General features: G+C 59.0%; 20 protein-coding genes, 4 tRNA genes and 2 pseudogenes. 9 read left to right on the top strand and 17 right to left on the bottom strand.

Going from position 1 to position 24429, the window contains the following annotated elements; genetic code table 11:
* Positions 1 to 86 precede the first annotated feature (86 nt).
* Positions 87 to 908: an ABC transporter substrate-binding protein gene (locus C4Q26_RS15670; protein WP_104883282.1), complete on the top strand. Its 822-nt coding sequence runs from the start codon at positions 87 to 89 to the stop codon at positions 906 to 908.
* Complete coding sequence (locus C4Q26_RS15665; protein ID WP_023382417.1) at positions 905 to 1726, top strand: amino acid ABC transporter permease; 822 nt, start codon at positions 905 to 907, stop codon at positions 1724 to 1726. Before C4Q26_RS15670 ends, C4Q26_RS15665 begins: the two co-directional genes overlap by 4 nt.
* Positions 1727 to 1766: 40 nt before the next feature.
* On the opposite strand, the gene arsH is transcribed toward C4Q26_RS15665, so the two are convergent.
* The 13 genes and pseudogenes from arsH to C4Q26_RS15585 all read right to left on the bottom strand — a co-directional run bounded on the left by arsH (position 1767) and on the right by C4Q26_RS15585 (position 17630).
* Positions 1767 to 2468 carry an arsenical resistance protein ArsH gene (gene arsH / locus C4Q26_RS15660; RefSeq protein WP_023382418.1) on the bottom strand — a complete coding sequence of 234 codons (702 nt, stop codon included), beginning with the start codon at positions 2466 to 2468 and terminating at the stop codon, positions 1767 to 1769.
* Between the two features lie 82 nt (positions 2469 to 2550).
* Complete coding sequence (locus C4Q26_RS15655; protein WP_023382419.1) at positions 2551 to 3834, bottom strand: arsenic transporter; 1284 nt, start codon at positions 3832 to 3834, stop codon at positions 2551 to 2553.
* A gap of 17 nt (positions 3835 to 3851) precedes the next feature.
* Positions 3852 to 4199 (bottom strand): metalloregulator ArsR/SmtB family transcription factor, encoded by a 348-nt coding sequence (locus tag C4Q26_RS15650; RefSeq protein WP_104883281.1) that lies wholly within the window; start codon positions 4197 to 4199, stop codon positions 3852 to 3854.
* A 72-nt stretch (positions 4200 to 4271) separates the two neighbouring features.
* Positions 4272 to 5894 (bottom strand): methyl-accepting chemotaxis protein, encoded by a 1623-nt coding sequence (locus tag C4Q26_RS15645; RefSeq protein WP_027907651.1) that lies wholly within the window; start codon positions 5892 to 5894, stop codon positions 4272 to 4274.
* 208 nt (positions 5895 to 6102) lie between these two features.
* Positions 6103 to 6339, bottom strand: coding sequence for a hypothetical protein (locus C4Q26_RS15640; RefSeq protein WP_023382422.1), 237 nt, complete (start codon positions 6337 to 6339; stop codon positions 6103 to 6105).
* A gap of 842 nt (positions 6340 to 7181) precedes the next feature.
* Positions 7182 to 11855, bottom strand: a complete 4674-nt coding sequence (locus tag C4Q26_RS15630; protein ID WP_256583270.1) for an AAA family ATPase — start codon at positions 11853 to 11855, stop codon at positions 7182 to 7184.
* A gap of 710 nt (positions 11856 to 12565) precedes the next feature.
* Positions 12566 to 12706 (bottom strand): annotated as a pseudogene (locus C4Q26_RS15625) (transposase); the annotation flags it as partial.
* A gap of 210 nt (positions 12707 to 12916) precedes the next feature.
* Positions 12917 to 13666, bottom strand: a complete 750-nt coding sequence (locus tag C4Q26_RS15620) for a hypothetical protein (RefSeq protein ID WP_104883277.1) — start codon at positions 13664 to 13666, stop codon at positions 12917 to 12919.
* A gap of 1 nt (position 13667) precedes the next feature.
* Positions 13668 to 14135 carry a hypothetical protein gene (locus C4Q26_RS15615; RefSeq protein WP_104883276.1) on the bottom strand — a complete coding sequence of 156 codons (468 nt, stop codon included), beginning with the start codon at positions 14133 to 14135 and terminating at the stop codon, positions 13668 to 13670.
* Positions 14136 to 14380: 245 nt separating this feature from the next.
* Positions 14381 to 14692, bottom strand: a pseudogene (locus C4Q26_RS15605) (integrase); the annotation flags it as partial.
* Positions 14693 to 15588: 896 nt separating this feature from the next.
* Positions 15589 to 16911, bottom strand: coding sequence for an integrase arm-type DNA-binding domain-containing protein (locus tag C4Q26_RS15595; protein WP_158664892.1), 1323 nt, complete (start codon positions 16909 to 16911; stop codon positions 15589 to 15591).
* 161 nt (positions 16912 to 17072) lie between these two features.
* Positions 17073 to 17148, bottom strand: a tRNA-Thr gene (locus C4Q26_RS15590).
* 71 nt (positions 17149 to 17219) lie between these two features.
* Complete coding sequence (locus tag C4Q26_RS15585) at positions 17220 to 17630, bottom strand: pilin (protein ID WP_023382437.1); 411 nt, start codon at positions 17628 to 17630, stop codon at positions 17220 to 17222.
* A gap of 214 nt (positions 17631 to 17844) precedes the next feature.
* Between C4Q26_RS15585 and C4Q26_RS15580 the strand changes: the two genes are divergently transcribed.
* Genes C4Q26_RS15580 through yacG form a run of 4 tightly spaced genes read left to right on the top strand, consistent with a single transcriptional unit; the run spans position 17845 to position 20742 of the window.
* Complete coding sequence (locus tag C4Q26_RS15580; protein WP_104883273.1) at positions 17845 to 19053, top strand: type II secretion system F family protein; 1209 nt, start codon at positions 17845 to 17847, stop codon at positions 19051 to 19053.
* A 2-nt stretch (positions 19054 to 19055) separates the two neighbouring features.
* On the top strand, positions 19056 to 19922 hold the full coding sequence (locus C4Q26_RS15575; protein WP_023382439.1) for an A24 family peptidase: 867 nt from the start codon (positions 19056 to 19058) through the stop codon (positions 19920 to 19922).
* Entirely contained in the window at positions 19922 to 20545 is a 624-nt protein-coding gene (gene coaE / locus C4Q26_RS15570) for a dephospho-CoA kinase (RefSeq protein ID WP_023382440.1), read from the top strand. Before C4Q26_RS15575 ends, coaE begins: the two co-directional genes overlap by 1 nt.
* Positions 20542 to 20742 carry a DNA gyrase inhibitor YacG gene (gene yacG / locus C4Q26_RS15565; RefSeq protein WP_023382441.1) on the top strand — a complete coding sequence of 67 codons (201 nt, stop codon included), beginning with the start codon at positions 20542 to 20544 and terminating at the stop codon, positions 20740 to 20742. Before coaE ends, yacG begins: the two co-directional genes overlap by 4 nt.
* A gap of 135 nt (positions 20743 to 20877) precedes the next feature.
* Here yacG and C4Q26_RS15560 read toward each other — a convergent pair whose 3' ends face one another.
* Positions 20878 to 21528 (bottom strand): energy-coupling factor ABC transporter permease, encoded by a 651-nt coding sequence (locus tag C4Q26_RS15560; RefSeq protein WP_256583406.1) that lies wholly within the window; start codon positions 21526 to 21528, stop codon positions 20878 to 20880.
* A 138-nt stretch (positions 21529 to 21666) separates the two neighbouring features.
* Between C4Q26_RS15560 and C4Q26_RS15555 the strand changes: the two genes are divergently transcribed.
* The 3 genes from C4Q26_RS15555 to C4Q26_RS15545 all read left to right on the top strand — a co-directional run bounded on the left by C4Q26_RS15555 (position 21667) and on the right by C4Q26_RS15545 (position 23982).
* Positions 21667 to 22296, top strand: coding sequence for a DUF1780 domain-containing protein (locus tag C4Q26_RS15555; RefSeq protein WP_023382443.1), 630 nt, complete (start codon positions 21667 to 21669; stop codon positions 22294 to 22296).
* A 132-nt stretch (positions 22297 to 22428) separates the two neighbouring features.
* On the top strand, positions 22429 to 22602 hold the full coding sequence (locus C4Q26_RS15550; protein WP_012316344.1) for a DUF3094 domain-containing protein: 174 nt from the start codon (positions 22429 to 22431) through the stop codon (positions 22600 to 22602).
* An 84-nt stretch (positions 22603 to 22686) separates the two neighbouring features.
* Positions 22687 to 23982, top strand: a complete 1296-nt coding sequence (locus C4Q26_RS15545; RefSeq protein WP_104883271.1) for an NAD(P)/FAD-dependent oxidoreductase — start codon at positions 22687 to 22689, stop codon at positions 23980 to 23982.
* A gap of 171 nt (positions 23983 to 24153) precedes the next feature.
* On the opposite strand, the gene C4Q26_RS15540 is transcribed toward C4Q26_RS15545, so the two are convergent.
* From C4Q26_RS15540 to C4Q26_RS15530, 3 genes are all read right to left on the bottom strand, one after another.
* Positions 24154 to 24229 (bottom strand) — tRNA-Lys (locus C4Q26_RS15540).
* A 6-nt stretch (positions 24230 to 24235) separates the two neighbouring features.
* A tRNA-Pro gene (locus C4Q26_RS15535) sits at positions 24236 to 24312 on the bottom strand.
* Between the two features lie 4 nt (positions 24313 to 24316).
* A tRNA-Asn gene (locus C4Q26_RS15530) sits at positions 24317 to 24392 on the bottom strand.
* Positions 24393 to 24429 lie beyond the last annotated feature (37 nt).

The following is a 24429-nucleotide window of genomic DNA, read 5'->3' as shown; positions in this document are numbered from 1 at the left end:
TCTTATGAATAAAATTCATTATGAGAGGAACATTTATAACTATTAAATACCCTTTATCTCCTTTGTCCAACATTTCAGGTATGTACATGCGATTTTCTACTCTGCTCGGTGCGGGCCTCGTGCTGCTCGCGACTGCTTCCCAGGCCTTGGCCGGCGCCACGCTGGAGCGGGTCGAATCGCGCAAGGAACTGGTCAACGTGCTGATGGAGAGCTACCCGCCGTTTTCTTTCCTCAACGACCAGAACCAACTGGACGGTTTCGACGTGGATGTCGCCAAGGCCGTGGCAGACAAACTGGGCGTCAAGCTGCGCCTGGAAACCCCTTCGTGGGACGTGATCGCCGCGGGCCGCTGGAGCGGCCGCTACGACATCTGCATCTGCTCGATGACGCCGAGCAAGGCCCGCGCCGAGGTGTTCGACTTCCCGGTGGAGTACTACGCATCGCCGGCGGTGATCATGGTCAACGCCAAGGATGACCGGATCCATGGCGCGAAGGACCTGGACGGCCGCAAGGTAGGCCTGACCAGTGCATCGAGCTACGAGAGCTACCTGAACAAGAACCTGGTGATCGAAGGCAACGAAGACAAGAAGATCGAATACCCCTTCGACTTCGTGCAGATCGCGCCGTACGACACCGACAACGTTGCCTTCCAGGATTTGGGCCTGGGCGCTGGCGTGCGTCTGGATGCCATCCTCACCAACCTGGTGACAGCGCAGCCGCGCCTGGATCAGGACAAACGCTTCAAGCTGGCCGGCGCCCCGCTGTACGAAGAGCCGAACTCGGTGGCCATCGAGAAAGGCGACCCCGAGTGGGATGCCAAGGTGCGCCAGGTGTTTGCCGAACTGAAGGCTGATGGCACCCTGGCCAAGCTGTCGCAAAAATGGATTGGCGCCGACATCAGCAAATGAGCACCTTCCCTCCCTCCCCCAAGCCCGTGGTGAAGGCCACGGGCGCCGGCCTGTTCGGCTTTCGCACACGGTTACTGCTGACCTGGCTGGCGCTGTTCGGCCTGTTCGTCGCGTTTTTCCTCAGCTTCGACCTGAAATTCTCGATCATCCTGGAGAAGTTTCCGAACCTCGCCGGTTTCAGGCTGGGGCCCAACGGCTTTCTGCAAGGCGCGGCACTGACCTTGTTCCTGTGCCTGTGCTCGATGGTGGTGTCGGTGCTGTTCGGCTTTGCCGCCGCCCTGGCCCGCTTGTCGAACAGCGCAGTGCTGGTGGGTGTCGCCAGCTTCTATACCTCGTTCTTCCGCGGCACACCGCTGTTGATCCAGATTCTGCTGATCTACCTGGGGCTGCCACAGCTGGGCTTGGTGCCGGGCGCCATCAGTGCCGGCATCATCGCCTTGTCGCTGAACTACGGCGCCTACCTGAGCGAAATCTTCCGCGCCGGCATCCTCGGCGTCGCCCGAGGGCAACGTGAAGCGGCGCTGGCGCTGGGCATGCGCCCACGGCAGATCTTCTGGCACATCGTCCTGCCCCAGGCCATGCGGGTGATCATTCCGCCCAGCGCCAACCAGTTCATCTCAATGCTCAAGGATTCATCGCTGATATCGGTGATGGGGGTGTGGGAGGTGATGTTCCTGGCGCAGTCGTATGGGCGGTCGAGCTATCGGTATCTGGAGATGCTGACCACGGCGGCGGTGATCTACTGGCTGCTGTCGATCCTGCTCGAACTGGTACAGGCGCGGCTGGAGCGCCACTATGGCAGGGCTTATCAGCGCTAGCCACCGGACACTCCACCCCCCAGGGGCGCCGAACGCGCGATCAGATCGAACGCTGGTTCACGCGCGCAGAAAGCTGTTCGGCGCTTTCCTTACGCTCGGAATAACGATCGACCAGAAACGCCGCACGGTCGCGCAGCAGCACGGTGAACTTCACCAACTCCTCCATCACGTCCACGACACGGTCGTAATAAGGCGAAGGCTTCATGCGGCCCGCATCGTCGAACTCTAGATACGCCTTGGGCACCGATGACTGGTTGGGGATGGTGAACATGCGCATCCAGCGGCCCAGCACCCGCAGCTGGTTGACCACATTGAACGACTGCGAGCCGCCGCACACCTGCATCACGGCCAAGGTCTTGCCCTGGGTGGGACGCACGGCCCCAAGGGCGAGGGGAATCCAGTCGATCTGCGCCTTGAACACGGCCGACATCGCGCCATGACGCTCTGGCGAGCACCACACCTGCCCCTCCGACCACAGCACCAGCTCACGCAGCTCCTGCACCTTGGGATGCTCGACCGGCGCATCGTCTGGCAGGGGCAGGCCAGAAGGGTTGAAGACCCGCACCTCGGCACCGAAATGCTCCAGCAGGCGCGCCGCTTCTTCGACCAGCAGGCGGCTGAAGGAACGTTCGCGGGTCGACCCATAAAGCATCAAGATACGCGGCTTGTGGTCGCTAACGCGGGTTTCGGCAGGCGGCGCCTCGAACAGGGAAAGGTCCAGATTGGGGAGTTGCTCAGACATAGGTCCTCCTGGAGCAGGCCAACGCGGTCCAGCGTGCGTGGGCAGCGGCGGCATCGGTCGCTCCTCTACGTGGTAACAGGCTTCAGAGGCTCAGGCGCAGGGCCAGGGCCGACAGGGTGATCAACAGCACCGGCACCGTCAGCAGGATGCCGACCTTGAAGTAGTAACCCCAGGTGATGCGCATACCCTTGCGCTCCAGTACATGCAGCCACAGCAGCGTGGCCAGGCTGCCGATGGGGGTGATTTTCGGGCCCAGGTCACAGCCGATGACGTTGGCGTAGATCATCGCCTCGCGCACCAGCCCCTCCACCCCACTGGCATGGATCGACAGCGCGCCGACCAGCACGCTGGGCATGTTGTTCATCACCGACGACAGCAAGGCCGAGAGCAAACCCGTACCGATGGCCGCACTCCACAGCCCCTGCCCGGCCAGCCGTTCGAGCAGCATGCTGAGAAAGTCGGTGAGGCCGGCGTTCTTGAGCCCATACACCACCAGGTACATGCCCAGGGAGAAAATCACCACCTGCCAGGGCGCCTCGCGCAGCACACGGCGGGTGGAAATTCGGTGACCACGGGCAGCCACCGCGAACAGAATCGCCGCACACACCGCCGCCACCGCACTGACCGGCACGCCCAAGGGTTCGAGCACGAACAGGCCCGCCAACAGCACCAGCAGCATCCAGCCACCGACGATGAAGGTGGCACGGTCATGGATAGCGGCCTTCGGCGCTTTGAGCGCCGCCAGCGAATACTGCACCGGCAGGTCGCGGCGGAAGAACAGGAACAGCACCAGCAGCGTGGCGGCCACGCTGGCCAGGTTCACCGGCACCATCACCGACGCATACTCGGCAAAGCCCAGCCCGAAGTAGTCCGCCGAAACGATGTTGACCAGGTTGGACACCACCAGCGGCAAGCTCGCCGTGTCGGCGATGAAGCCCGCGGCCATGACGAAGGCCAGGGTCGCAGCCGGCGAAAAACGCAGGGCCAGCAGCATCGACATGACGATGGGCGTAAGAATCAGCGCCGCACCATCGTTGGCGAACAACGCCGACACCGCCGCCCCCAGCAGCACGATGAAGGCGAACAACCGGCGCCCATCGCCACCGGCCCAGCGCGCCACATGCAGCGCCGCCCACTCGAAGAAACCGGCCTCATCCAGCAGCAGGCTGATGACGATGATCGCGATGAACGTCGCCGTGGCGTTCCACACAATGGCCCAGACCGCAGGAATGTCGTGCAGCGATACCGCGCCGACCGCCAGGGCGATGATCGCCCCCAGGGCCGCGCTCCAGCCTACGCCGAGGCCTCTGGGCTGCCAGATGACCAAAATGAGGGTGAAGATGAAGACAGCAGCAGCAACCAGCATGGGAGCGACCTCGAAGTTCAGCAGCAAGCGCTGGCGCGCACGGGGCGGTCATTCATGTTCTGCAGGCGCGAGGTGTTGTCCTGCAGCCACGCGGCGTTGGCCTTGAGCGTAACCTGCAGCATCTCGTGCACCCAGGCGGGCAGTTGCGGGTTGAGGCGGTAATACACCCACTGGCCCTGGCGACGATCCAGCAACAGACCACTGCTGCGCAGTTGCGCCAGGTGGCGGCTGATCTTGGGTTGGCTGTCGCTCAAGGCGCACATCAGCTCGCAGACGCACAGCTCGCCGAGGCTGGCGATCAGCAAGGTGGCGCGGGCGCGGGTCTCATCGGCCAGGCTTTTGAAAACCTCGGTGGGTGCGATCATGGGGGCTGCCTTTTACATATGGATAATCGAATATACGGATTTCCATATGCAAAGCACAACCCCCAAGGGCTATCAGAAGCGGAAGCGCTTCATCATGTCGTTCAAGCCAATCGACAGGCTGGCCAGCTCCTGGCTGGCGCTGCTGATCTGACTGGCGCCGTCGGAGGTTTGCAGCGACAGGTCACGGATGTTCAGCAGATTGCGATCGATCTCGCGCGCGACCTGCACCTGCTCTTCAGTGGCGCTGGCCACCACCAGGTTGCGCTCGTGGATGGTGCTTGCGCCCGAGGTGATCTCATCCAGGGCCTGCCCGGCCAGCTCGGCCACTTCCAGGGTTTCGCGCACCTGCTGGCTGTTGCTCTGCATCGAGGTCACCACACGGGCGGTGCCATTGCGGATGGCGTTGACCATTTCTTCGATTTCCAGCGTCGAGCTTTGGGTACGCGCCGCCAGCGCCCGCACTTCGTCAGCCACCACCGCGAAACCACGCCCGGCCTCGCCCGCCCGCGCCGCCTCGATGGCGGCGTTGAGCGCCAACAGGTTGGTTTGCCCGGCAATGGCCCCGATCACGTCCAGCACCTTGCCCACCTCCTGGGACTGTTCGGACAGCTCGCCGATCTGGCGGCAGGCCTCGCCGACATTTTCGTTCATCTTGTCGATCGAACTGATGACCTGCCCTACCCGCTCGCGGCCCAGGCGCGCGGCGTCTTCGGACTGGCGCGACACCTCGGAGGTGCTGACGGTGTTGTGCGCGACCTCCTCCGCCGCGGCGCTCATCTCGGTCACCGCCGTGGCCGCCAGCTGGATCTCGTCGCTCTGGCGATTGAGGTCGCTGGACGTCTGCCGGGTGATGGCCGACATCTGCTCACTGGCCGCCGCCAGTTGCTGGGACGAGTCGGCGATCAGACGCAGGGCATCCTTGAGGCTGTCCTGCATCGCCGCCAGCGCCGTCATCAATTGCGTCGCTTCGTCACGGCCATCGGTGCGCACCACCCGGGCCAGGTTGCCACCGGCGATGCCCTGGGCCACGTCGATGGCCTCGCGCAGCGGGCTGACGATGCTGCGGGTCAGCAGCCAGGCCAGGCCAACCGTCAGCACCACCACCAACCCCAGAATCGAGTAGGTGAGGTACAGCGCGCGCTGGTATTCGGCGCTGGCATCGGCGGTGTAGCGCGCAGCGACATCGCGGCTGGATTTCACCAGCGTGTCGTAGAGCTCGCCGATACGGTTGGAAATGTCCTGCATCTCACCGCTGAGCATGGCCTGCATCTGCGGTACCTGGTTCTGGTCGGACAGCAGTTTGTACTGGTCGATGAGCACACGGTACTTGCCGATCAGTTGCTGCATTTCCACGAAAGCAGGTTGCGCCGAGGGCGGCGCCACGGCGCCGAAGTCCTTCATCCCGGCGTCCAGCAGCCCCTTCAACTCCTCCAGCCGCGCCAGCGTCGGTGCCAACTGCGCCGGGGCACGGGCCAGGGTCATGCGCATGGTGATGACCCGCAGGCCCAGCATGTGGCTGCGGATCTCGCCCAGGTAGCGCGTGCCGGCGTTGGTGACCTGCTCGGTGTACACCACCGCTTCGCGCATGGAAGAGATTTTGTTGATGGAGAACAGGCCCAGGAAGACCACCAACACGGCGATCAGGCTGAAACTCAGGTAGGAGCGAGTGGCGATGTTGAGACTGCGTACGGACATGGCAGGTTACCGGAGGCTGGTGGACTGCTCGTACGATCGGCAGGAAGCGCGCAGTGTTTACCTCGGGTTGGTGGGCTTTGTGCGGTGATCGAACACAATTATCGGGCGGGGGCGCTGGTGGGGTGAGGCGGCGCGCAATGGGGCTTGGGCACATGCTGGCTTCGGTCGGTGTCGCCTGGGTTTGGCCGAGCCAGCACGGTGGTGGTTTTTACTCGGTTGGAGGGTGTGTGCCGGTGTCGCTCTGCTGGAGGACTTTTCCGCATTGCTCACTGGCCAGGCGGCTGATGATCCGGATGGCCTGGTGGATGCCAGCGGTGTTGCGGAAGCTCAGGCGTGGGTTGTGTTCGCATTCCAGCATTTCGTCGTGCTGGACCAGCGCTTCGCCGAGGAGTTCGAGGGTCCAGGCGTAGCTTTGCAGGTTGGAGAGGCGTTCTTGGTCAGTCATGGGGCACCTGCTTGGGTGCGGGGGTGGGTTGGGTGTGGATGGGGTAGAAGGTTGGAGGGGTGTGGGCCGGTTTGGGGCGGCGGCGGAGAGCGGATGCGAGGATCCTTATCGGATTTTTGGTGGGCATGCATGAGACTCCAAGTTTTGGTTGGAGCTACCACGATCCTTCCTACGGGATTGGGTGGCAGCTGTGTATGGGGTAGGAATACCGGGGAACTTGGGAAACCCGGCCAGGCCGAAGCCTGCCCACACACAGCCGCCATTACAGAGCACGGCAGGCACAAAAAAAGCGCCAGCTGTGGTGCAGGGGGCGCCTAGTGCGTGCGCCAAGTTTACCAACGGGTTCCTACGCCCGGTCACGGAATTTGCCGCGACTTAGGCAATTTATCCTTGCGGCTTGGATGGGACAAGGTTTAAAGCTGTAGGAAACGTCTCTGATTTTTAGAGGAAAGGCGTCGATAGTGCTGGATTGTGCGGAAAATGGTGATTTTGTCGTTTGGCGGTGGGGCCGAAGGCGAGCACATCTGTAATGGACTAACTGTGGCGGAGACAGGAATCGTACCAACACGAAAGGGTCTGAATTCAATGGGGATTATTCTTAAGAGTACAACTCTTTATCTCTAAAATTATCCCCAGCCTATTTTCAGGATCCCGACCACTGCGAGTAAGGCATGACTGGATGATGGAAAACGGCTATCAATTCGCCAAGTCGAGGCTCAGGCTCATCAGGGGAAAGGCAGCTACGACCCAAAGCTATCCTTGAGCACGGGTCGATATGGTGCGTACGGAGCTGAGGATGCGCGAAATCAGGCTCCCGCAGGAGGCAACAGTCAAGTTTTCATTCATTTTTGCTTCCCGCGAGACCTAGGCCGCCTCCTTTGGGGTTGGGGCGCCCTGCTGGCCGGGGTTCTTTTATCAAGGCAGATCGACATTTCCCTCGCCTGAGGAATGTTGAACTCGAGCATACGTTCGAAAAGCAGCGCACCCAGTGAACGTGCTGAGTCGTCTAGGTCCTGCAGCTTCAATGCTATATCAACGATCCACTCCGTACTGAGATACCAGGATGTAGCAATGTTGCCCATCTTTGACGCGGCGGCATCCAGCATCGCATTCGCCACCAGAAATATTCTCCGCGGCTCCCGCGTGACGAGTTTCGCGAGCTGCTCGGGCAGCATGTCTGCAGGTCCAGTATGCAAGATATGTGGATGTTCAACGAAGGCATCTAGTACTTCGAAAGTTTCGGCATCAGGTAAGAACGCATCGCCGGTAAAAATAGCTGAAAGAGCGGTCAAAACTTCCGGCTCTCCACGTGCGATGATTTTCACCACGAGCGGCTGTACGGCAGGTCGAGTAATGGGCTCGGCCCAGAGCCGCGCCACGCTGTGGGCCAGGCCTACAGAGGCTTCACCGTCACCTTCCGCTAGGGCATACGCCATATCACGGGACCAGCGTTCAGCCGGAAATCTGGCGTGTCTCAAGGCAATCAGTTCGCCTGCTCCTTGTCGGTGTCGATCTGGACCGACGGTAAGCTCTATCCATCGCTGCACGGTTGCAGAAGACGCCCAACGATTGGTCATGGCGAGGAAGCGGATCCAGCCGTCTGTGCATAGCAGCGTGGGTAGCTTTGAAACAACAGTTTCTACAAGGCTTTCCGCTCTTAGGTGATCACACAATCCAAGGTTTGTGAGCTCTGACTGCAGCAGCATTTCCCAAACCTTTGGTACTTCGCTTCGCTGCGCATGCTTTTCAAGAATATCCAGCCACCGATCGATTTCTTTGGTGGAGGGGACTAGGCAGGCCGCTGTTAATGCAGATAGCACCGGATAATTCCCTTCGGGGATTACCATCGATAAGCCTCCCCCCCAGAGTACCGAGGAGCGGTTTGGCTTTGGCGGATCCTCTGGCTCGGGATCATGTACTGAAGAAGCAGCGGTTAGCCACTTCTCCAGCATTGCAATCAGAGCCTCTGGTATCGACTGATCTTCGGTTACGCTCGATTCTATGGCGAGAGCCGCGTCGCTCCTGAAGCCTGGACTGGAGAATCCTTTTTCCGCTAACTCAAGGACGAGGGCGTGCAATTCAGCAGCCGGAAATTTTGCCGACGTAAGCTCACGCAAAATACAGGCAGCCGGAATTTCATTGACCGCAGGTTTCAGTGAACGGAGGATCCTGAGCGTCTTCGGCAAATCTATATGCGCCAGTCGCCCCAGTTCACGGCCAGCCTGAATCGCCCCCCCTTGCATCTGATGGCGAGGATGATCCCAGCCGCATTCGTCCGTTAGCTCCGCGAATATACCAAAAACATCTTCGTCGGAAGCTTTCGCCATCTGTTCTGCAGTAACAGGACTGCCTATCCATTGGGGCTCACCGAAGGTGACTTCCCGAGGGTTTTGACTAGGAAATGCCCGATTTTCTTCTTCGATCGTTTTTTGAATCGCAGGCGTGAGCCGCTGCGCGGGTAGTGCTCGAAACAGCCTTAGACGGTGCTGTCGGTTCCAAATAGTCCGCCGCTGGCGGATCGATACCGGCTCCGAAATTGCGCCAATCACTGGCATAGACCAGTGTTTGAGCATTTCTTCAAGGCGTAGGTAGTGCTGATCATCTAATCGGGGAGCTATTGTTTGGATGAGGGCAATACTGTCTTGATGCACATCGGAATATGGCCCTAGCATCAAGCGTCGTGGATCGTCGCTGATGTATTGCAAGATGCGCGTGGGCCACGTTCGTCCTGCCACAGCCCGTCCGAGGCTCAGGAGACGATGAACTAGCAAACTTTCCGAAGAGGTATAGGAGTCAGCAAAATCAAGAAAACTGACAGCATCCAGCGTGGCCCATTCTTTTAATGCCAAAAAAATCGAGCCTAATAGCGGAGGGCAGTGCGAGACGCCCTCACCCATATGACGAATTGATAACCCCTGGCTGTCACGATACCCGCCGCCCGAGCCGGGCGCCCTCGACGAAGTAACCTGAAAGCACTCAACTAACAGAGGCCAAATTTCTTCGCAAAAGCGTTGGGGTGCAGCTTCCGCAACTGCTTCTATCTCATGAAGGTGATGGTTTTGAATGATATTTCTGATCCCATCGACCATTTTCTCGACAGTCGATGTACCCGAAGGTGGGCCTTCGATAGATTTCGCTTGCTCGATGGCTCTGTTCAACCACGCCCCTAGCAATTTTGGAGCTTCATTGGGGTGATCTATGCTGACCAGATTGGTTGTGCTGGCGATCGCCCACTCCGAGAGTGGCGAGCGACTAGCAATGGTCGTCAAACCATCGAGCCAGAGCCCTGGCGTAGGCGATACGTCATTCCAAGCGAGTACCTGCCAACTTAAACTGTCTAACTGAGGATCAGGGAGCCAGAAGCGGTGGATGAGACTGACAACTGCTGACGCGTTAAACTGAAGCGCTTGGTTCAGCAAAGGAACCAAGGCTTGCGCTCTGACCTCGCCTTGCGCCATCCATTTAGGAATCGCAGACGTAGTCAGCGCGTCAAACCATCCCGGGCTGCCCACCATCGCGCTTATAAACCTGGGAAACAGCCAAGTATCCTCGATGCACGTTTCGACAAGCGTACGTTCTTTACTGAGCAACGCGGTTTGCTTACCCAGAAACTCGATCAGCAACATTCTCAGGTGCGGGCGCAGCTCAGCCGCCCAGAGTTTCTCGAGTTCTTTTTCGTAGTCCAACGGCGCGGCGCTTCGGAAGTAACTCAGGGCGTGCCATACCTGTGGGCGAATGCGCAGGGTGTTTTGGTTTTGCACAACCGTGTCCGTCAGACTGCCACTTTCTTCCAAAAACATTCTGGCGCGCACGAACTCATAAAGAGTCTGGTGTCTGAATTCTACGCGGCCAGCGTCGATACGCAGCAACCCAATTGCGCTCAACTGCTTAATTGCCATGTAATGCTCTTCTACGATCGCGAGCGGTAAGCCGAGTACCTCGCGCTCAGCCATGATCTTAGCAAGCACCCTTAGCGTTTTACGTTTGGTATCAGTCGGGTCGCTTAAAACGTACTTCTCCCACTGGGCCTCCTGTAAGCCATGAAAACTGGTTAAGGCCCCCAATTCGGTATGCTCTCGAAGCAATGACAAGTACACGACCAGCGCATGAGGTGATCGAAGTATCTGTTTAAGCTCCGGATTCCACACGTCAGCGTGTAAGCCTTGTGCTTGAAGGACTGGAAGCACAGCACTCCATTCGGGCAGCTCCAAATTCACGATTTGAGCACTCAGATTTCTCAGTGCCGGGTCATGCTTCTGCTCGAATGTGCGGCAGGAAATAACCGTTCTGACGCCCGGAATGGAGGCGAGATCGTTCACAAAATCCAGTAGTACCCGCAGGCGCGCTGACTGCTGCACCATAAGCTCCGCAAGGGCATCAATTTGGTCGATTACAACCAGAACAGGCCCACTAGCCGCCGCTGCTTGGAGAATGGCGACACTGTCTCCGCCCAGGTCCAAGTACCCGTTGAGGCCTTGCCGGTCACGAACCTCTTCAGGAAGACGGTCAGCTTTTATAGCTAACACTGACCATCCAGTTTGGCGCTTTTCTTCAGCGATCTTTACGAGTAGCGAGGATTTACCGCTGCCTGGCTCGCCTAAGATAAAAAAAGTGTGCTCATCCTCCCCGTTCAAATCTAGCGAAAGGGGCTCTAGTTCCATGCGTTGTAGCCAAGTGCCGTCAGCAAGCGTGCTGGGCCAGTTGAGCATCTGAATGGAAGCATTACTGAGTTTTCTGGCAATCTCTTCCGCTGAAGGCAGAATCGGCTCTCGGTTCGGTAAGGGTGGCGTCAGCCCCTGCCCCGGTGGAAGGCCACCGCTTTGCGCTATTCGCTTGATGATGTCTACTAACGCCTTGTGGGCGAACACGGCTCTCGATCTTGGTTTGGCAATCTCTAAATGATCGCCTTCGATTCCGGTTGGTACCACTCCTTCAATGCCCGGATCGCTGCTGTGGCGGTCCACAATAATGAAGCTTTTACCCAGAGGTATGCCAAGGATTCTAATACCTTTAAAAAGCTTCTTGGTTTCGAAAAATACGCTGACTTGGAATTTTCGACGGGCTTGTAGGTGGCGAAATTGCCCATTCAGAGTTTTGAGCCAAGCGTCATCGGTCTGCATGTTCCCCACCTGCGGGTTGGGCCGAACAAGGATCCGCAGCACATCTGCAAGATTGGCTAGGTTCGCCCCTTGATGCGGAGTACCAAGGAAAACGACACCTTCAATGGCATTGAGAACTGGAGCATGAGACGGGTCTCCAAGTGATTCCGCCTGTGTCATTCCAGACTTAATCACCAACCCTCCTAGGCTGTGCCCAACGAGGACTGTGCGTGCGCCATTCAGGCTTTCCTCTGCCCGCAGCGCTGAAACCAATGCCACCCCTTGGTCTGCCAAATGCATAGCCGTATCGACCCACTTTGAGGTCGCCGCGCCGTAGCCAGCGATCCACACGTTGCAGCCCGTATCCTCACCAATCCAGGTCGGCCACAGGGACGTATGATCAGTGGCTTTGTGCATCCAAGTCTCGCGTGGGTGACCGCCCAGTCCGTGTACGAAAACAACATTCAGTGCCCCTGGCTCTGGGGCAGAGTGCACACGGGTCAACATCACCATAGATATCTCTCAAATTGCCAAAGGGTAGAGAAAAGAGGCCGTACTCTGCGACTAGCATAGGATCAACATGCAGTTTACCAATGATCGAGGCACAACGTTTTGGAAAAATTGGTGGCGTACCCTCTACGTAGCAGGTATGCGCGACCGTGCTTTCACGTCGAAGCTCTCGAGGTATCAAAGCCGTTGAGTGGAGGTGCGACCGCTCAATAGAGTAGTCCACCCGGATCAGTAGCCGGAGGAACAGCATGGTCGTCGCGCTTCACCTATGATAATTAGGCTTGAAGCTAACGATGGCCTATCGGACCTAAATCCGGGATGAGAGCAGAACAACCATCGTACGCTATCGGCAATTCGCCAACGGCTGTTGAAGCCTTCCTGCTGAGAGGCATGGCTGACATCAGGACGTCCGGCTTGGCGGGTGTTCACCACGAGTCGCGCTATATAGCGCACCTGTGTAGCAAAGACTATGAGAGAGATGTCGTAGATTGCCACAGAGAATCGACGGCAGCGATGCGCAACAGACCGCTATCGGCCAGAAGCGGACGTCTAAAGAGGCTAGATTTTGAGGGTGCAGTGTCTTATGAAGCCGGGGCGATTCGCTCCGTATTTCTTCATATCTGAACGAACGTCCTCTGATTTCTCCAGCCCTGAAACCGTTGATATACCGTTGACCATGGGCCGAAGGACTCCGCTATATCTCGGCACGCAGCACCGAAGCAGAGTAACCAGAGCACACCAGCAAGCATCAGGCGGTCGCTCATGACAGTGGGCCTCGTCCGAGAGTTCGTAGCTTTGCCACGGTGAGTTACACCACTTCCTGGGAGTACTGGCTGGCGGGGTACCTCGGTGTGTGGCCGGGCATGAAATACCTTCTGCTGAGGGGCTTTTTAAGGGTAAGCGATTGATTTAATATGTTTTTGGGGGCTACCCATAAAAGCCGTTGAAGAATGTGATGAGCGTCGATATTAAAAATATCGGCCGGTATTCAAGCAAGTCAGGTTGTCGATTTCATTCCTGCTAAAGTACCAGACCATTCCCGGTTGTTTTTCTTTTGCATAGTTCATGAAAAAAGCGACGTAATTCGTGTTTTTTTCCTTGAAGATGGTTTTGTATTCAACCTTTACTCTGAGCATTAAGCTGCGCGTTTCGCGTAGCGGGGTGTTTGTCCTGTTGTTTTGGAGTTGCCTGGAGTGTGTGACGCTTGCATCGTAAAGGCAGTAACCTTCCGGTATGTATTTGGCAGTTATCAAGGTATTAATATCCCTCACCGATACCAGAGGTAGTGCAATTGACTGACCTTTGTTGATCTTGATGCCATTGCCTCCAGCGGCAACGTAAAAGCGACTTTTTTCGGTTTTAATGACTTTGGAGTCTGCTATAGGGCTACCTGGAATTTCGATGGCCAAGCTTATTTTTGTATTCAGTGCCGGTAGCTCTGAGACATTTTTTATTGTGGCAGCAAGAAATTCACGATTGCCGTCATAAATGGTGCTCGAAAAGTCCATGGATTCGAGCGTTAGCGTAGTCGGGTGGGTGGCTATCAGATAGGCATCTTGTATAGTTGTGGATGGCGGGAGTTGGCAGTAAATATTGATCGGAGAGTCGGTTATATCCTGGAGATTGTTGGCGCAGTTGGAGCTTCTTATTTCCTGTTTTTCGGCGCTTAGCGCAGGCAGGGAAATGATAAGTAATATCGAGGCGGTCAACGCTTTCAATTCATTTCATCCTAATGTTGATAGGGCTATTGCTGACATTGTTGAAGTTGTTGGCGTTCTTGGAGTTGGTAATGGTTTGTGAATGTGTCGCTTCTTCTTTATCTTGCATGCTTGAGAGGTGTGCCGTGATGGTTTTTAATACCTCGAGCTTGCAGGTCTGCGTGCTCTTGATTGCGTCTAAGACTTGGCTTTTCAAGACACCTTGGTGTGCTTCCTTTGTATGGTCGGCTGAAAGGGAGATTCCCAGTTTTGCTAATTTTTTTGCGAGTCCTGAGAGCTGGGCGTCTATATTGCCTTGGACCGTGGTTTTAGTGGTTTCGCCAGCCAGTGGTGCTTGCCCACATATCGCATTGGATGTCTCTATGGATAATTTCATCGCGCGATCCAGTTGTGGATTCAGATCAGCGACAGCCATTGAGTTCGTGCATTGAATTAGAGCAATTAGTGCGATGCCACACTTGATTTTCATTTATGGATACCTGTACATATTTAAATGTTTGAAGTGTTGTCTAGCTTGAGCAGTAATGCGCAGCAGAACGTCGATGCGCATGCTAGGAATAGTACGCAGTTTATACATCAAGCAATGGCTAATAGCCATTATTTGATGGCCGAGGCACTCGGCCAACCTCCAGATGATAGGCATGGCCTTTCGGAATTCAGCCGTCATTGTGGCGATGGTCGACCACCGCACGACTCGACCAGTGCGGTATTCACCGCCATTGTCCTGTTAACACTGGATAGCCGGTTTTGTGCGGTGCTGACGGCTAGGTCACCGCGCCCAACCACGTCGCGCAGATGCGCCGCATAGTCGGCCAATACCCCACAATCAATCTGCCGCGCATCATTGATGCCGGGCCCCTGTTCGGAGCGGCACCACCTCACGAATGCCTGCCACCGATCACAGTGTGCTTTGACCGTGCCGTAGTGGCCGCCGCCAAACATGTCTTTCAGCGCCTGAGGTCCTGCGTAGCTCAACTGCCTGCCGTAGCCGAAATTGCGGCCATCGCGCCTACCTACCAATGCCATGTCAGTCACCTCCTCTTCCGCTATCCGATCCTCGCCCCACGTCATCCCGCCAAGAATGCTGAGTGTTATCAGGGATCAAGGCCCCTGCGACCTGTGGGGATGTCCTCTAGCGCGGGACTGGCGGCTCCTTACGTCCGGGAGCAAGGGCATCTCATGATCTGGCCTCCTGAGCACCGTTACCGGTGGGCGGGTGGAGGCAGCACTGGCTGACGAGACCAGTGCCTGAAGATCCTGAGCCGGGTGAACGCAGCACTGCGATGACCGGGGCGTGCCTGACTGTCAGTCAGGTGCAGTCCATTCCTTGGTCTGCGGCACCATCATCTACAGCGCTGTTGCTGGTGACATCGGCGTTTGTCACGCCGATTGTCACGAGGGGGAATGCCGCAAAGCCTTGTGCGATCAGGGCTGCAGCAGCGGTAGAAGTGCCCGTCTCTTTCCAGAAGAAAGAGACGGGCACAGGTTGGCGCAATAGTCGGCCAAGCGGATAGGTTGCTGCAGGGCAGCGAGGTACGGTGTGTCTGGCGCTCGAGCGCTATATGTGTAAGAGCATCCATCACATGGGTAGTGACCGGGCGAACTGCCGGATGCGAATCGCCCTTGGGGAGAACCACCGCGAGAGCGGCGTGACCTTGAAGGCTCGGGTCACCTGGGGTGCTGTCAACGACAGCCTTTGCACTGTCTTTTCTACGCCCGCAATCCGAGAGGGTCAAGCGACTCGCCCGCTGGATTTTGCAGTTGAACATGACGTTGGGCGTGTACGGAATCTCGTGGTTTCCAATATCCGATTTGGTGTTTTTGATTTTTCAGATGAGGTCCATCCAAACAGGGCGGCTTTGCAGCCCTGTTTGGATGGACCCGCATGGAAAGCGGATCATCGAAACTTCAAAGCCGTGCGCTCACTCGACTGCGCCACGCCTTGCTCTAAGGCTAGAGACGTTTGTCCCGGTCTGATTCGCGAACTCATGCGGCGAGATATGCTCCTGCCGGTTCGCTTCGAGGTAACGGCTCCACCAAATCATGATCATTCGCCGTTCCTCCAGGAACTCGGCCTTGTGGATATATGCCGCCCGAACGTTGTTGCGCTCCCTGTGACTCATCTGCCGTTCGATAGCCGTCTCGGACCAAAGCCCGGATTCGACCAAGGCACTGCACGCCATTGACCGAAATCCATGCCCGCAGATTTCGGTCTTGGTGTCGTAGCCCATGTTCCGCAAAGCGCTGTTGACCGTGTTCTCGGACATAGGCTTCCACGAGCGAGCGTCACTGGTGAACACCAGGTCGAAGTACCCCGTGATCGCATGAATCTGTTCGAGCAACGCCACCGCTTGCGGTGACAGAGGGACTAGGTGGATATCGCCCGCCATCTTCGTCCCTCTGGTCGAATACGGAACGCCGTCCAACGCCGGTCGCGTATCAGGTATCTCCCAGATACCGCGCTTCAGGTCGAACTCACTCCAACGTGCGAAGCGCAATTCGCTGGACCGGACAAACACATGCAGGGACAGCATGACGGTCAGCCGAGTGAGCATGCGTCCCTTGTAGTTCTCGATGCGGTCCATCAACTCAGGCAAACGTGACAGCGGGAGTGCAGGCCGGTGCGTAACCCGTGGTGCGCTGATGAAGCCCTCAAGGTCATATGCCGGGTTCACCGTGATCAGTCGCAGCCGCTTCGCCTCACGCATGATGCTTTGTAGGTAGTTTTGCACCCTCAACGCCACATCAATCGTGCCGCGCTTCTTGATCGCCTCAAGCGGCTGCATGAGGTCGAAGGTATCCAGATCAACGATGGCGCGTGCGCCTAGCAGCGGGAATACGTGCGTCTTCAAGCGACTCAGCACCGTCCTCGAATGGCCAGGCGCCCACTTCACGGACATTTCCTTATGCCAGTCCAAAGCAACGCGCTCGAATGTGTGGCCTCTCACAACCGCCTCGGCCTTGGCCTGCTGCTTGGACGCAATCGGATCGATGCCCTCAGCTAGCATCCGCTTAGTCTCCAGACGCTTCTGCCGAGCATCTGCGAGACCAATGACGGGATAGTTGCCAAACGAGGTCAGCCCCTCTCGCCCATCCGGTTTCACATACCGGAAGCGCCAGCCTTTGCGGCCATTGGGGTAAACGAGGAGGTAAAGACCGTCACCGTCGAAAAGCTTGTAGGGGCGGTCAGTAGGTTTGGCCGAACGGCATGCGGTGTCGGTCAGGGGAGCAGTAGTACGAGCCATAAGGGTAAACCCCTTTATCGAATCGACTTTATCCCAAACGTTACCCCTAAATCGGCTGGCAGCTATCGGAATCCGACGGAACGCCATAACGAAAAAACCCGCCAGAAGGCAGGTTTTACGGGGGTTCCAGAGATTTTGGTAGCCTTCGCTGGAACCTGAACTGGTGCCGGAGACAGGAATCGAACCTGCGACCTTCGCGTTACGAGTGCGCTGCTCTACCGACTGAGCTACACCGGCGTGTAGCGCAACGTACCACTGCTCGCACCCGTTACGCAAACTCCTGTTTCCCCTGACTTATTGCCCTGCCCTCAAGGCGCCTTGCACCCCTTCGGCGCGAGGTCTTCTTCAATGTTGGTCGCACAGCTCCAACCTGTGGCCGAGCGGGTCAGGGTGACGGTCTTGCCCAGCACGTTGGCCGGTGCATCCGCCAGGGTGCATTCGAGCGTGGCGCTGCCGTCGGCGGCCTTGCCGGTGGCGGTGATGGCGCAATGGGAGGTGGCGGGCTGGCCGCCGAGGGCGGCGACGTCGGATACGTCCTTGCCTTCGTTCAAGCGCAGGTCCATCGCGGTCTTGAGCGCTGAAATCTCCAGCAAGCCTGCCGCCGCCTTGGTGCGGGACTGGTGGTTGGTGTACATCGGAATGGCGATGGTCGCCAGGATGCCAATGATCGCCACGACGATCATCAGTTCGATCAGGGTGATACCTCGTTGCCCTTTCATGAACATCTTCCTTTTCGATACGCGTACTCGTTGAGGTCACTCTCGACCCCGGCTGACAGCGGCGCAGTAGGCCTGATCAGACACCTTTTGTCACCCCTGCCCGTCTGGGCGTCATGTTCGCTGAACTACTCTAGTGAGCATCAGGCAAGCGCGCCCGACAATGGACTCGGCAAGCTGTTTCCAAGCTTGTCGCACAAGTACCCAAGGACTGTTCATGAGCTCATCGACACACCTCTACAGCTGGCATGGCACCGATACCGATGGCACGCCGGTCAGTGGCGAAACCCGCGGGCGCAGCCCTGCCTATGTGCGGGCGGGGCTGCTGCGCCAGGGTGTTCGGGACGTGCGGGTGCAGCGGGCGAGTTCGTGGGGTTGGCAATGGCCGAAGGCTCGGGAAAAAACCGATGCGCCGGGCTTCAGCCGGCAATTGGCGACGTTACTCAAGGCGGGCGTGCCGCTGCTGCAGGCGTTCGACGTGATGGGGCGCAGCGGCTGTGGTGCGGGGCAAGCGGCATTGCTGGGGCGATTGAAACAGGATGTGGCGGCGGGCTTGGGGCTGGCCGATGCGCTACAGCGCCACCCGGGCTGGTTCGATGCGTTGTACTGCAACCTGGTAAGGGTGGGTGAGCAGTCCGGCACGCTCGACCGGCAACTGGAACAGTTGGCAGGCATGCTGGAACAGCGCCAGGCGCTGCGCAAGCGGGTGCGCAAGGCCATGCTGTACCCGGTGCTGTTGTTGCTGACGGGGCTGGGCGTTTCGGCACTGCTGTTGCTGGAGGTGATTCCGCGCTTTCAGAACTTGTTTGCGGGGTTCAACAGCGAGTTGCCAGCTTTCACTCAGTGGGTCATCGACTTATCCACAGCGCTGGGGCGTTATGCGCCGGGGTTGCTGATTGGCGCGCTGGTTCTGATGGCCGGCGTGCTCCGGCTCTATCGGCAGCATGCGTCGGCACAGTTGTGGATAACGCGCTACGCGCTGCGCTTGCCGGTGTTCGGCACATTGCTGGGGCAAGCGGCCTTGGCGCGTTTCGCCCGCAGCCTGGGCACCGCCTACGCGGCGGGCGTTGCGCTGCTGGATGCGCTGGTAACGGTGGCGAGGGTGAGCGGCGACCCTGTGCACGAGCAGGCCATCCTGCGCTTGCGTCAGGGCATGGCCAATGGGCAGGGGCTGAATCAGGCGATGGCCAGTGAGCCGCTGTTTGCGCCGTTGCTGGTGCAGCTTGTGGCCATCGGCGAATCCAGTGGCACGCTGGACGTGATGCTAGAGAAGGCGGCCAGCCATTACGAAGAACAGGTCAGCCAGACACTGGACCAGTTGACCAGCCTGCTGGAGCCGGCCATCGTGCTGGTCCTGGGCGTGCTGGTTGGCGGCCTGGTGGTAGCCATGTACCTGCCGATTTTCCAGTTGGGTAGTTTGATCTGAACATGACTTTATGGACTTTCCTGGCTGCGCAGCCGGCTTACCTGATGACCTTGGCCGCCCTCCTGGGGTTGCTGGTCGGCAGCTTTCTGAACGTGTTGGTACACCGCCTGCCGATCATGCTCGAACGCCAATGGCAGCGCGAAGCACAGCAGGTGCTGGGGCTGCCGACGTCGGTGCATGAACGCTTCGACCTGTGCCTGCCTGCCTCCCGCTGCCCGGGCTGCGGGCACCCGATTCGTGCCTGGGAAAACATCCCGGTGCTGAGTTACCTGGCCCTGCGTGGGCGCTGCTCGGCGTGCAAGTGCCGCATCAGCCCGCGTTATCCACTGGTGGAGCTGGCGTGCGCGGCCGTTTCGCTGGTAGTGGCGTGGCATGGCGGCAGTGCCGCGCAGCTGCTGTTGCTACTGTTGCTCACCTGGTGCCTGCTGGCCTTGAGCCTGATCGATATCGAACACCAGTTGCTGCCCGACGTGCTGGTGCTGCCAATGCTGTGGCTAGGCTTGATCGCCAATGCCTTCCACACCTTCGTACCCCTGAGCCATGCGCTGTGGGGCGCGATTGCGGGTTACCTCTGCCTGTGGAGCGTGTACTGGGTGTTCAAGCTGCTGACCGGCAAGGAGGGCATGGGCTATGGGGACTTCAAGCTGCTGGCGTTGATCGGCGCCTGGGGCGGGTGGCAGGTGCTGCCGCTGACCTTGCTGTTGTCATCGGTGCTGGGGGTGCTGGTTGGCCTGTGCCTGCTGCGTGTGCGTCGGCAATCGCTGAGTACGACGTTGCCGTTCGGGCCTTATCTGGCCATTGCAGGGTGGATTGCGTTGCTCTGGGGTGATGAAATATACGCCTCTTACATGCAACTACTGGGACTCTGATGACCACTGCGGCCTTCACCCCCTGGATTCTGGGCCTGACTGGCGGTATTGGCAGCGGCAAAAGCGCGGCTGCCGAACGTTTCGTCGAACTGGGCGTGCACCTGGTCGACGCCGACCAGGCTGCGCGCTGGGTGGTCGAACCCGGGCGCCCTGCCCTGGCCAGCATCGTCGAGCGTTTCGGCCCTGGCGTGCTGCAGGAAGATGGCCAGCTCGATCGCGCCGCCCTGCGCCAGCTGATCTTCGCCGACCCGACGCAGCGCAAATGGCTGGAGCAACTGCTGCACCCGCTGATCGGGCAGGAGATCTTCAGCTACCTGGCCAAGGCCGAGTCCCCTTATGCGGTGTATGTTTCGCCGCTGTTGATCGAGTCTGGTCAGCACCAGAAAACCCAACGCGTGCTGGTGATCGATGCTCCGCAAGCGCTGCAGATGGAGCGCACGTTGAAGCGGGACAACACCAGCAGCGAGCAGGTGCAGGCGATTCTCAAGGCCCAGTTGGCCCGTGAGGAGCGCCTGCGCCATGCCGACGATGTGGTGGTCAATGATCGCGACCTGAGCGCGCTGCATGCGCAGATCGACCGCCTGCACCACTTTTACCTGACTTTACGAGGAGGCCAGCCATGAGTCAGCCATTGACCGTCGATTGCCCGACCTGTGGCGCACCTGTGGAATGGAACGAGCACAGCCCGTTCCGGCCGTTTTGTTCGGACCGCTGCAAATTGATCGACCTGGGCGCCTGGGCGGCGGAAGAGCACAAGATTCCTGGGGCGGATGAGTCGGAGGATGAGCTGTATTCGGGGGATCTGGAGTCTCGGCATTGATCCGATAGCACGGTGCTCGTAAGGGCCCTTTCGCGGGTAAACCCGCTTCTACAGAGATCTCACGGTTTTCAAGATCGGTGCAGTACCTGTGGGAGCGGGTTTACCCGCGAAGAGGCCGGAACAGCCAACACACAATCACCGCTCATCCTCCTTCCACGGCGCCTGCAAATACCGCGTGCGGTTGAACGTCTCCAGCCACTCCGGGCAGAACACCACCAGCGCGCTGATCACCGTGCCGTTGATGAACGCCTCCGGGAACATCATCAACCACAGGTAGCCCACGAAGTCGCTGAGCCATTCCGGCATGGCGAATCGCCCATCCAGCCACAGCAACCCCAACCCCGCCACCAAACAGGCCAACACTGTCAGCGCTGCCGGGAAGAACCCGGAACAGAAGATGTAGACGAACAGGTTACGCGGCTGCGCCCGCTCGACCAGGATCGCGCACACTTCGGTAATCAGCACCGGCAAGCCAATCAGCAGCAGCCCGTTGACCCCCAAGGCCGCCATGTCTTGGCGGCCAAGCGCCAGCAACCCGAGCTGGGCGAGAAAGCCGCCAAGCATCGCCAACGGCCAGTCCAGCAGCAAGGTCACGGCAGTCATGCCGATGAAGTGGTAAGACACGCCGGTGTCGAAGTCGCGCCTGACCAACCACAGCGCGAACAGGCAAAAGACCGTGCCGAACAGCAGGTGCTGACGGCGGCTGTCGCTGAACAATTCCACCCAGCGCGTGCGCGTCGCCGCCCAGATCAACAGCGGTACGTATGCCAGCCAACCCACGGTCATGCTGGTGGAAGACAGGACCTGTGCGCTGATCAACTCAAGCTCGCTCCCGTTTCAGATACCCCGAGTCTACACCTTGATGACGTTTCCCACGGGCAAACAAGCTCTTACCGTTCACAATTGCCGACTAAGCTAGTTCACATGGATGACTCAGACTACCTGCGCCTGCTTACCATCCAGGCCGAACAAGCCAATGCATTCCTGTCCAATGCCCGCAAATGGGAGCGCGAGCGTTGGGTCTGCCAGCGTCTGCTGCAAGGCCTGAACATTCCCTACCGCAGCGAGGACTTTTCCCCCGCCGGCCAGGAACCGCCCGACGTGCTGTTCCGCGATGCGGCGTTCGAGGTGTTTTTCGTGCTCGATGAGGGGCGCCGGCTGAATGACGAATGGCGCGAAGAGCTGCAACGCCGGCGCAGCGCCTTTTCGCTGGCGCAGTTGGTGCGGCGTGAAGCGCGGCCAAGGCGGATCAGTGCCGCCGAACTGCTTGGGCGCCTGGCCCCGACCTTGCGCAAGAAGGCGCATAACTACCGCGAACGCGGGCTGGACCTGAGCGAGCTGGACATCATCGCCTTCTCCAGCCTCAAGCGTGAGGTGCTCGACCTCAACACGCACTTCCCGCCGCCCACCGAATACCTGCGCCAGGGCTGGCGCTCGCTGTCACTGGTCGGGCCGACCTTCGCCCGGGTGTTGTTCGCTCACCCCGATGCGCCGGACTTCCTGCGCGGCAACCTGGGGCGCAGTATCGTGTTCGATGTCGGAATCAGTCTTTGATCCAGTGCCGAGAGTCTTTGCAATGGCGTAAACTCGGCGCCAGGGATAGAAAGCATTATCATTTGTTTCAAGCGCTTGCGTGAACGCTGTGGCGTTCGCGCAGTCACAAACGTCTATCTGACGAGGCCCACCATGACCAGCCGACTGAATCCGGAAGATCAGCGTCGTGTCGATGAGTACCTGCGAGCCCCCCAGCACCAAGTCGAGCGCAAGCCTTTCAGGCCGTGGCTGCTCCTTGTCCTGGTGGTGGCCGTGACCATCGGCCTGGGCCTCATTAGCCGCCTGTTGAGTGGACTGGTGCTATGAGCTGCCTCGCGCTCGCCCTCCTCTCGCGCAGTTTGCGGCCGGCCCCCAGGGCCAGGAATTCCGTAAACCTTATGAGATATCCCCATGACTCATCGCATCGTGATTGTCGGCGGCGGCGCCGGCGGCCTGGAACTGGCGACCCGCCTGGGTAAAAGCCTGGGCAAGCGCAAGCGGGCCGAGATCACCCTGGTCGACGCTAACCTCACGCACATCTGGAAACCGCTGCTGCACGAAGTGGCCGCAGGCTCGCTGAACTCTTCGGAAGACGAACTGAACTACGTGGCCCAGGCCAAGTGGAACCACTTCAACTTCCAGCTGGGACGCATGAGCGGCCTGGACCGTGAGGGCAAGCAGATCCAGCTCGCCGCCACCCTCGATGAAGAGGGCCGCGAGTTGCTGCCGGCGCGCACGCTGGGCTACGACACGCTGGTGATTGCCGTCGGCAGTAACACCAACGACTTCGGCACCCTGGGCGCGGCGCAGCACTGCCTGTTCCTGGACACCCGCAAGCAGGCCGAGCGCTTCCACCAGCAGTTGCTCAACCACTACCTGCGTGCCCACGCCGGCGATGTGGCAAGCGAGAAAATCAGCGTGGCCATCGTCGGCGCCGGTGCCACCGGTGTGGAACTGGCCGCCGAACTGCACCATGCCGCCCATGAACTGGCGGCCTATGGCCTGGACCGCATCCAGCCCAAGGACATGCACATCACCCTGATCGAAGCGGGCCCACGGGTGCTGCCGGCACTGCCGGAGCGCATCAGCGTGCCGGTGCACAAGACCCTGGAAAAACTCGGGGTGAAGGTGATGACCAACGCGGCGGTCAGCGAAGTGACGGCCGAGGGCCTGAAGACCAAGGATGGCGAAATGATCCAGGCCAGCCTGAAGGTGTGGGCGGCGGGCATTCGTGCGCCGGGCTTCCTCAAGGACATCGACGGCCTGGAAACCAACCGTATCAACCAGCTGGTGGTGCGCCCTACCCTGCAGACCAGCCGTGACGACGACATCTTCGCCTTCGGTGACTGCGCCGCCTGCCCGCAACCTGGCAGCGACCGCAACGTGCCGCCACGGGCCCAGGCGGCACACCAACAAGCCTCGACACTGGCCAAGAGCCTGAAGGCGCGCCTGGAGAACAAGCCGCTGCACACCTATGCCTACAAGGATTACGGCTCGCTGGTATCGCTGTCGCGCTTCTCGGCGGTGGGCAACCTGATGGGTAACCTGATGGGCAGCGTGAAGCTGGAAGGCTGGCTGGCGCGGATGTTCTATGTGTCGCTGTACCGGATGCACCAGATGGCGTTGTATGGGGTCTTCCGCACGGCGATGCTGATGCTGGGCAGCAAGATTGGTCGCGGTACCGAGCCGCGCCTGAAACTGCACTGACAGCGCGCTGAAACACCCTGTGGGAGCGGGCTTGCCCTCTCCCACTTTTTTTGCCCGCCAATCACCCGCCCCCGCAGGAGCCGGCTTGCCGGCGATAAAGCCAGCAAAACCCCAAAACCTAAATTCGAGACAAAAGAAAAAGGGCATCTCATTCGAGATGCCCTTTTTACATGGTGGGTCGTGTAGGATTCGAACCTACGACCAATTGGTTAAAAGCCAACTGCTCTACCAACTGAGCTAACGACCCGGAAAATGGTCGGGGTGAGGGGATTCGAACTCCTGACATCCTGCTCCCAAAGCAGGCGCGCTACCGGACTGCGCTACACCCCGAGATTGGCTCCGCGACCTGGACTCGAACCAGGGACCCAATGATTAACAGTCATTTGCTCTACCGACTGAGCTATCGCGGAACTGAACTTCGGTACAACTTCGAAGGCTGTGTTAGCT

Source organism: Pseudomonas sp. SWI44 (assembly GCF_002947915.1).
Taxonomy (GTDB): Bacteria; Pseudomonadota; Gammaproteobacteria; order Pseudomonadales; family Pseudomonadaceae; genus Aquipseudomonas; species Aquipseudomonas taiwanensis.
The sequence above is the reverse complement of the archived record's forward strand: the minus strand, read 5'-3'. Positions and strand labels throughout refer to the sequence as shown.

Excerpts from the sequence above, each read along its gene's own strand:
- C4Q26_RS15670 (WP_104883282.1), top strand. The coding sequence starts at position 87 with ATGCGATTTTCTACTCTGCTCGGTGCGGGCCTCGTGCTGCTCGCGACT.
- C4Q26_RS15665 (WP_023382417.1), top strand. The coding sequence starts at position 905 with ATGAGCACCTTCCCTCCCTCCCCCAAGCCCGTGGTGAAGGCCACGGGC.
- arsH (WP_023382418.1), bottom strand. The coding sequence starts at position 2,468 with ATGTCTGAGCAACTCCCCAATCTGGACCTTTCCCTGTTCGAGGCGCCG.
- C4Q26_RS15655 (WP_023382419.1), bottom strand. The coding sequence starts at position 3,834 with ATGCTGGTTGCTGCTGCTGTCTTCATCTTCACCCTCATTTTGGTCATC.
- C4Q26_RS15650 (WP_104883281.1), bottom strand. The coding sequence starts at position 4,199 with ATGATCGCACCCACCGAGGTTTTCAAAAGCCTGGCCGATGAGACCCGC.
- C4Q26_RS15645 (WP_027907651.1), bottom strand. The coding sequence starts at position 5,894 with ATGTCCGTACGCAGTCTCAACATCGCCACTCGCTCCTACCTGAGTTTC.
- C4Q26_RS15640 (WP_023382422.1), bottom strand. The coding sequence starts at position 6,339 with ATGACTGACCAAGAACGCCTCTCCAACCTGCAAAGCTACGCCTGGACC.
- C4Q26_RS15630 (WP_256583270.1), bottom strand. The coding sequence starts at position 11,855 with ATGCACAAAGCCACTGATCATACGTCCCTGTGGCCGACCTGGATTGGT.
- C4Q26_RS15615 (WP_104883276.1), bottom strand. The coding sequence starts at position 14,135 with ATGAAAATCAAGTGTGGCATCGCACTAATTGCTCTAATTCAATGCACG.
- C4Q26_RS15595 (WP_158664892.1), bottom strand. The coding sequence starts at position 16,911 with ATGGCTCGTACTACTGCTCCCCTGACCGACACCGCATGCCGTTCGGCC.
- C4Q26_RS15585 (WP_023382437.1), bottom strand. The coding sequence starts at position 17,630 with ATGAAAGGGCAACGAGGTATCACCCTGATCGAACTGATGATCGTCGTG.
- C4Q26_RS15580 (WP_104883273.1), top strand. The coding sequence starts at position 17,845 with ATGAGCTCATCGACACACCTCTACAGCTGGCATGGCACCGATACCGAT.
- C4Q26_RS15575 (WP_023382439.1), top strand. The coding sequence starts at position 19,056 with ATGACTTTATGGACTTTCCTGGCTGCGCAGCCGGCTTACCTGATGACC.
- coaE (WP_023382440.1), top strand. The coding sequence starts at position 19,922 with ATGACCACTGCGGCCTTCACCCCCTGGATTCTGGGCCTGACTGGCGGT.
- yacG (WP_023382441.1), top strand. The coding sequence starts at position 20,542 with ATGAGTCAGCCATTGACCGTCGATTGCCCGACCTGTGGCGCACCTGTG.
- C4Q26_RS15560 (WP_256583406.1), bottom strand. The coding sequence starts at position 21,528 with ATGACCGTGGGTTGGCTGGCATACGTACCGCTGTTGATCTGGGCGGCG.
- C4Q26_RS15555 (WP_023382443.1), top strand. The coding sequence starts at position 21,667 with ATGGATGACTCAGACTACCTGCGCCTGCTTACCATCCAGGCCGAACAA.
- C4Q26_RS15550 (WP_012316344.1), top strand. The coding sequence starts at position 22,429 with ATGACCAGCCGACTGAATCCGGAAGATCAGCGTCGTGTCGATGAGTAC.
- C4Q26_RS15545 (WP_104883271.1), top strand. The coding sequence starts at position 22,687 with ATGACTCATCGCATCGTGATTGTCGGCGGCGGCGCCGGCGGCCTGGAA.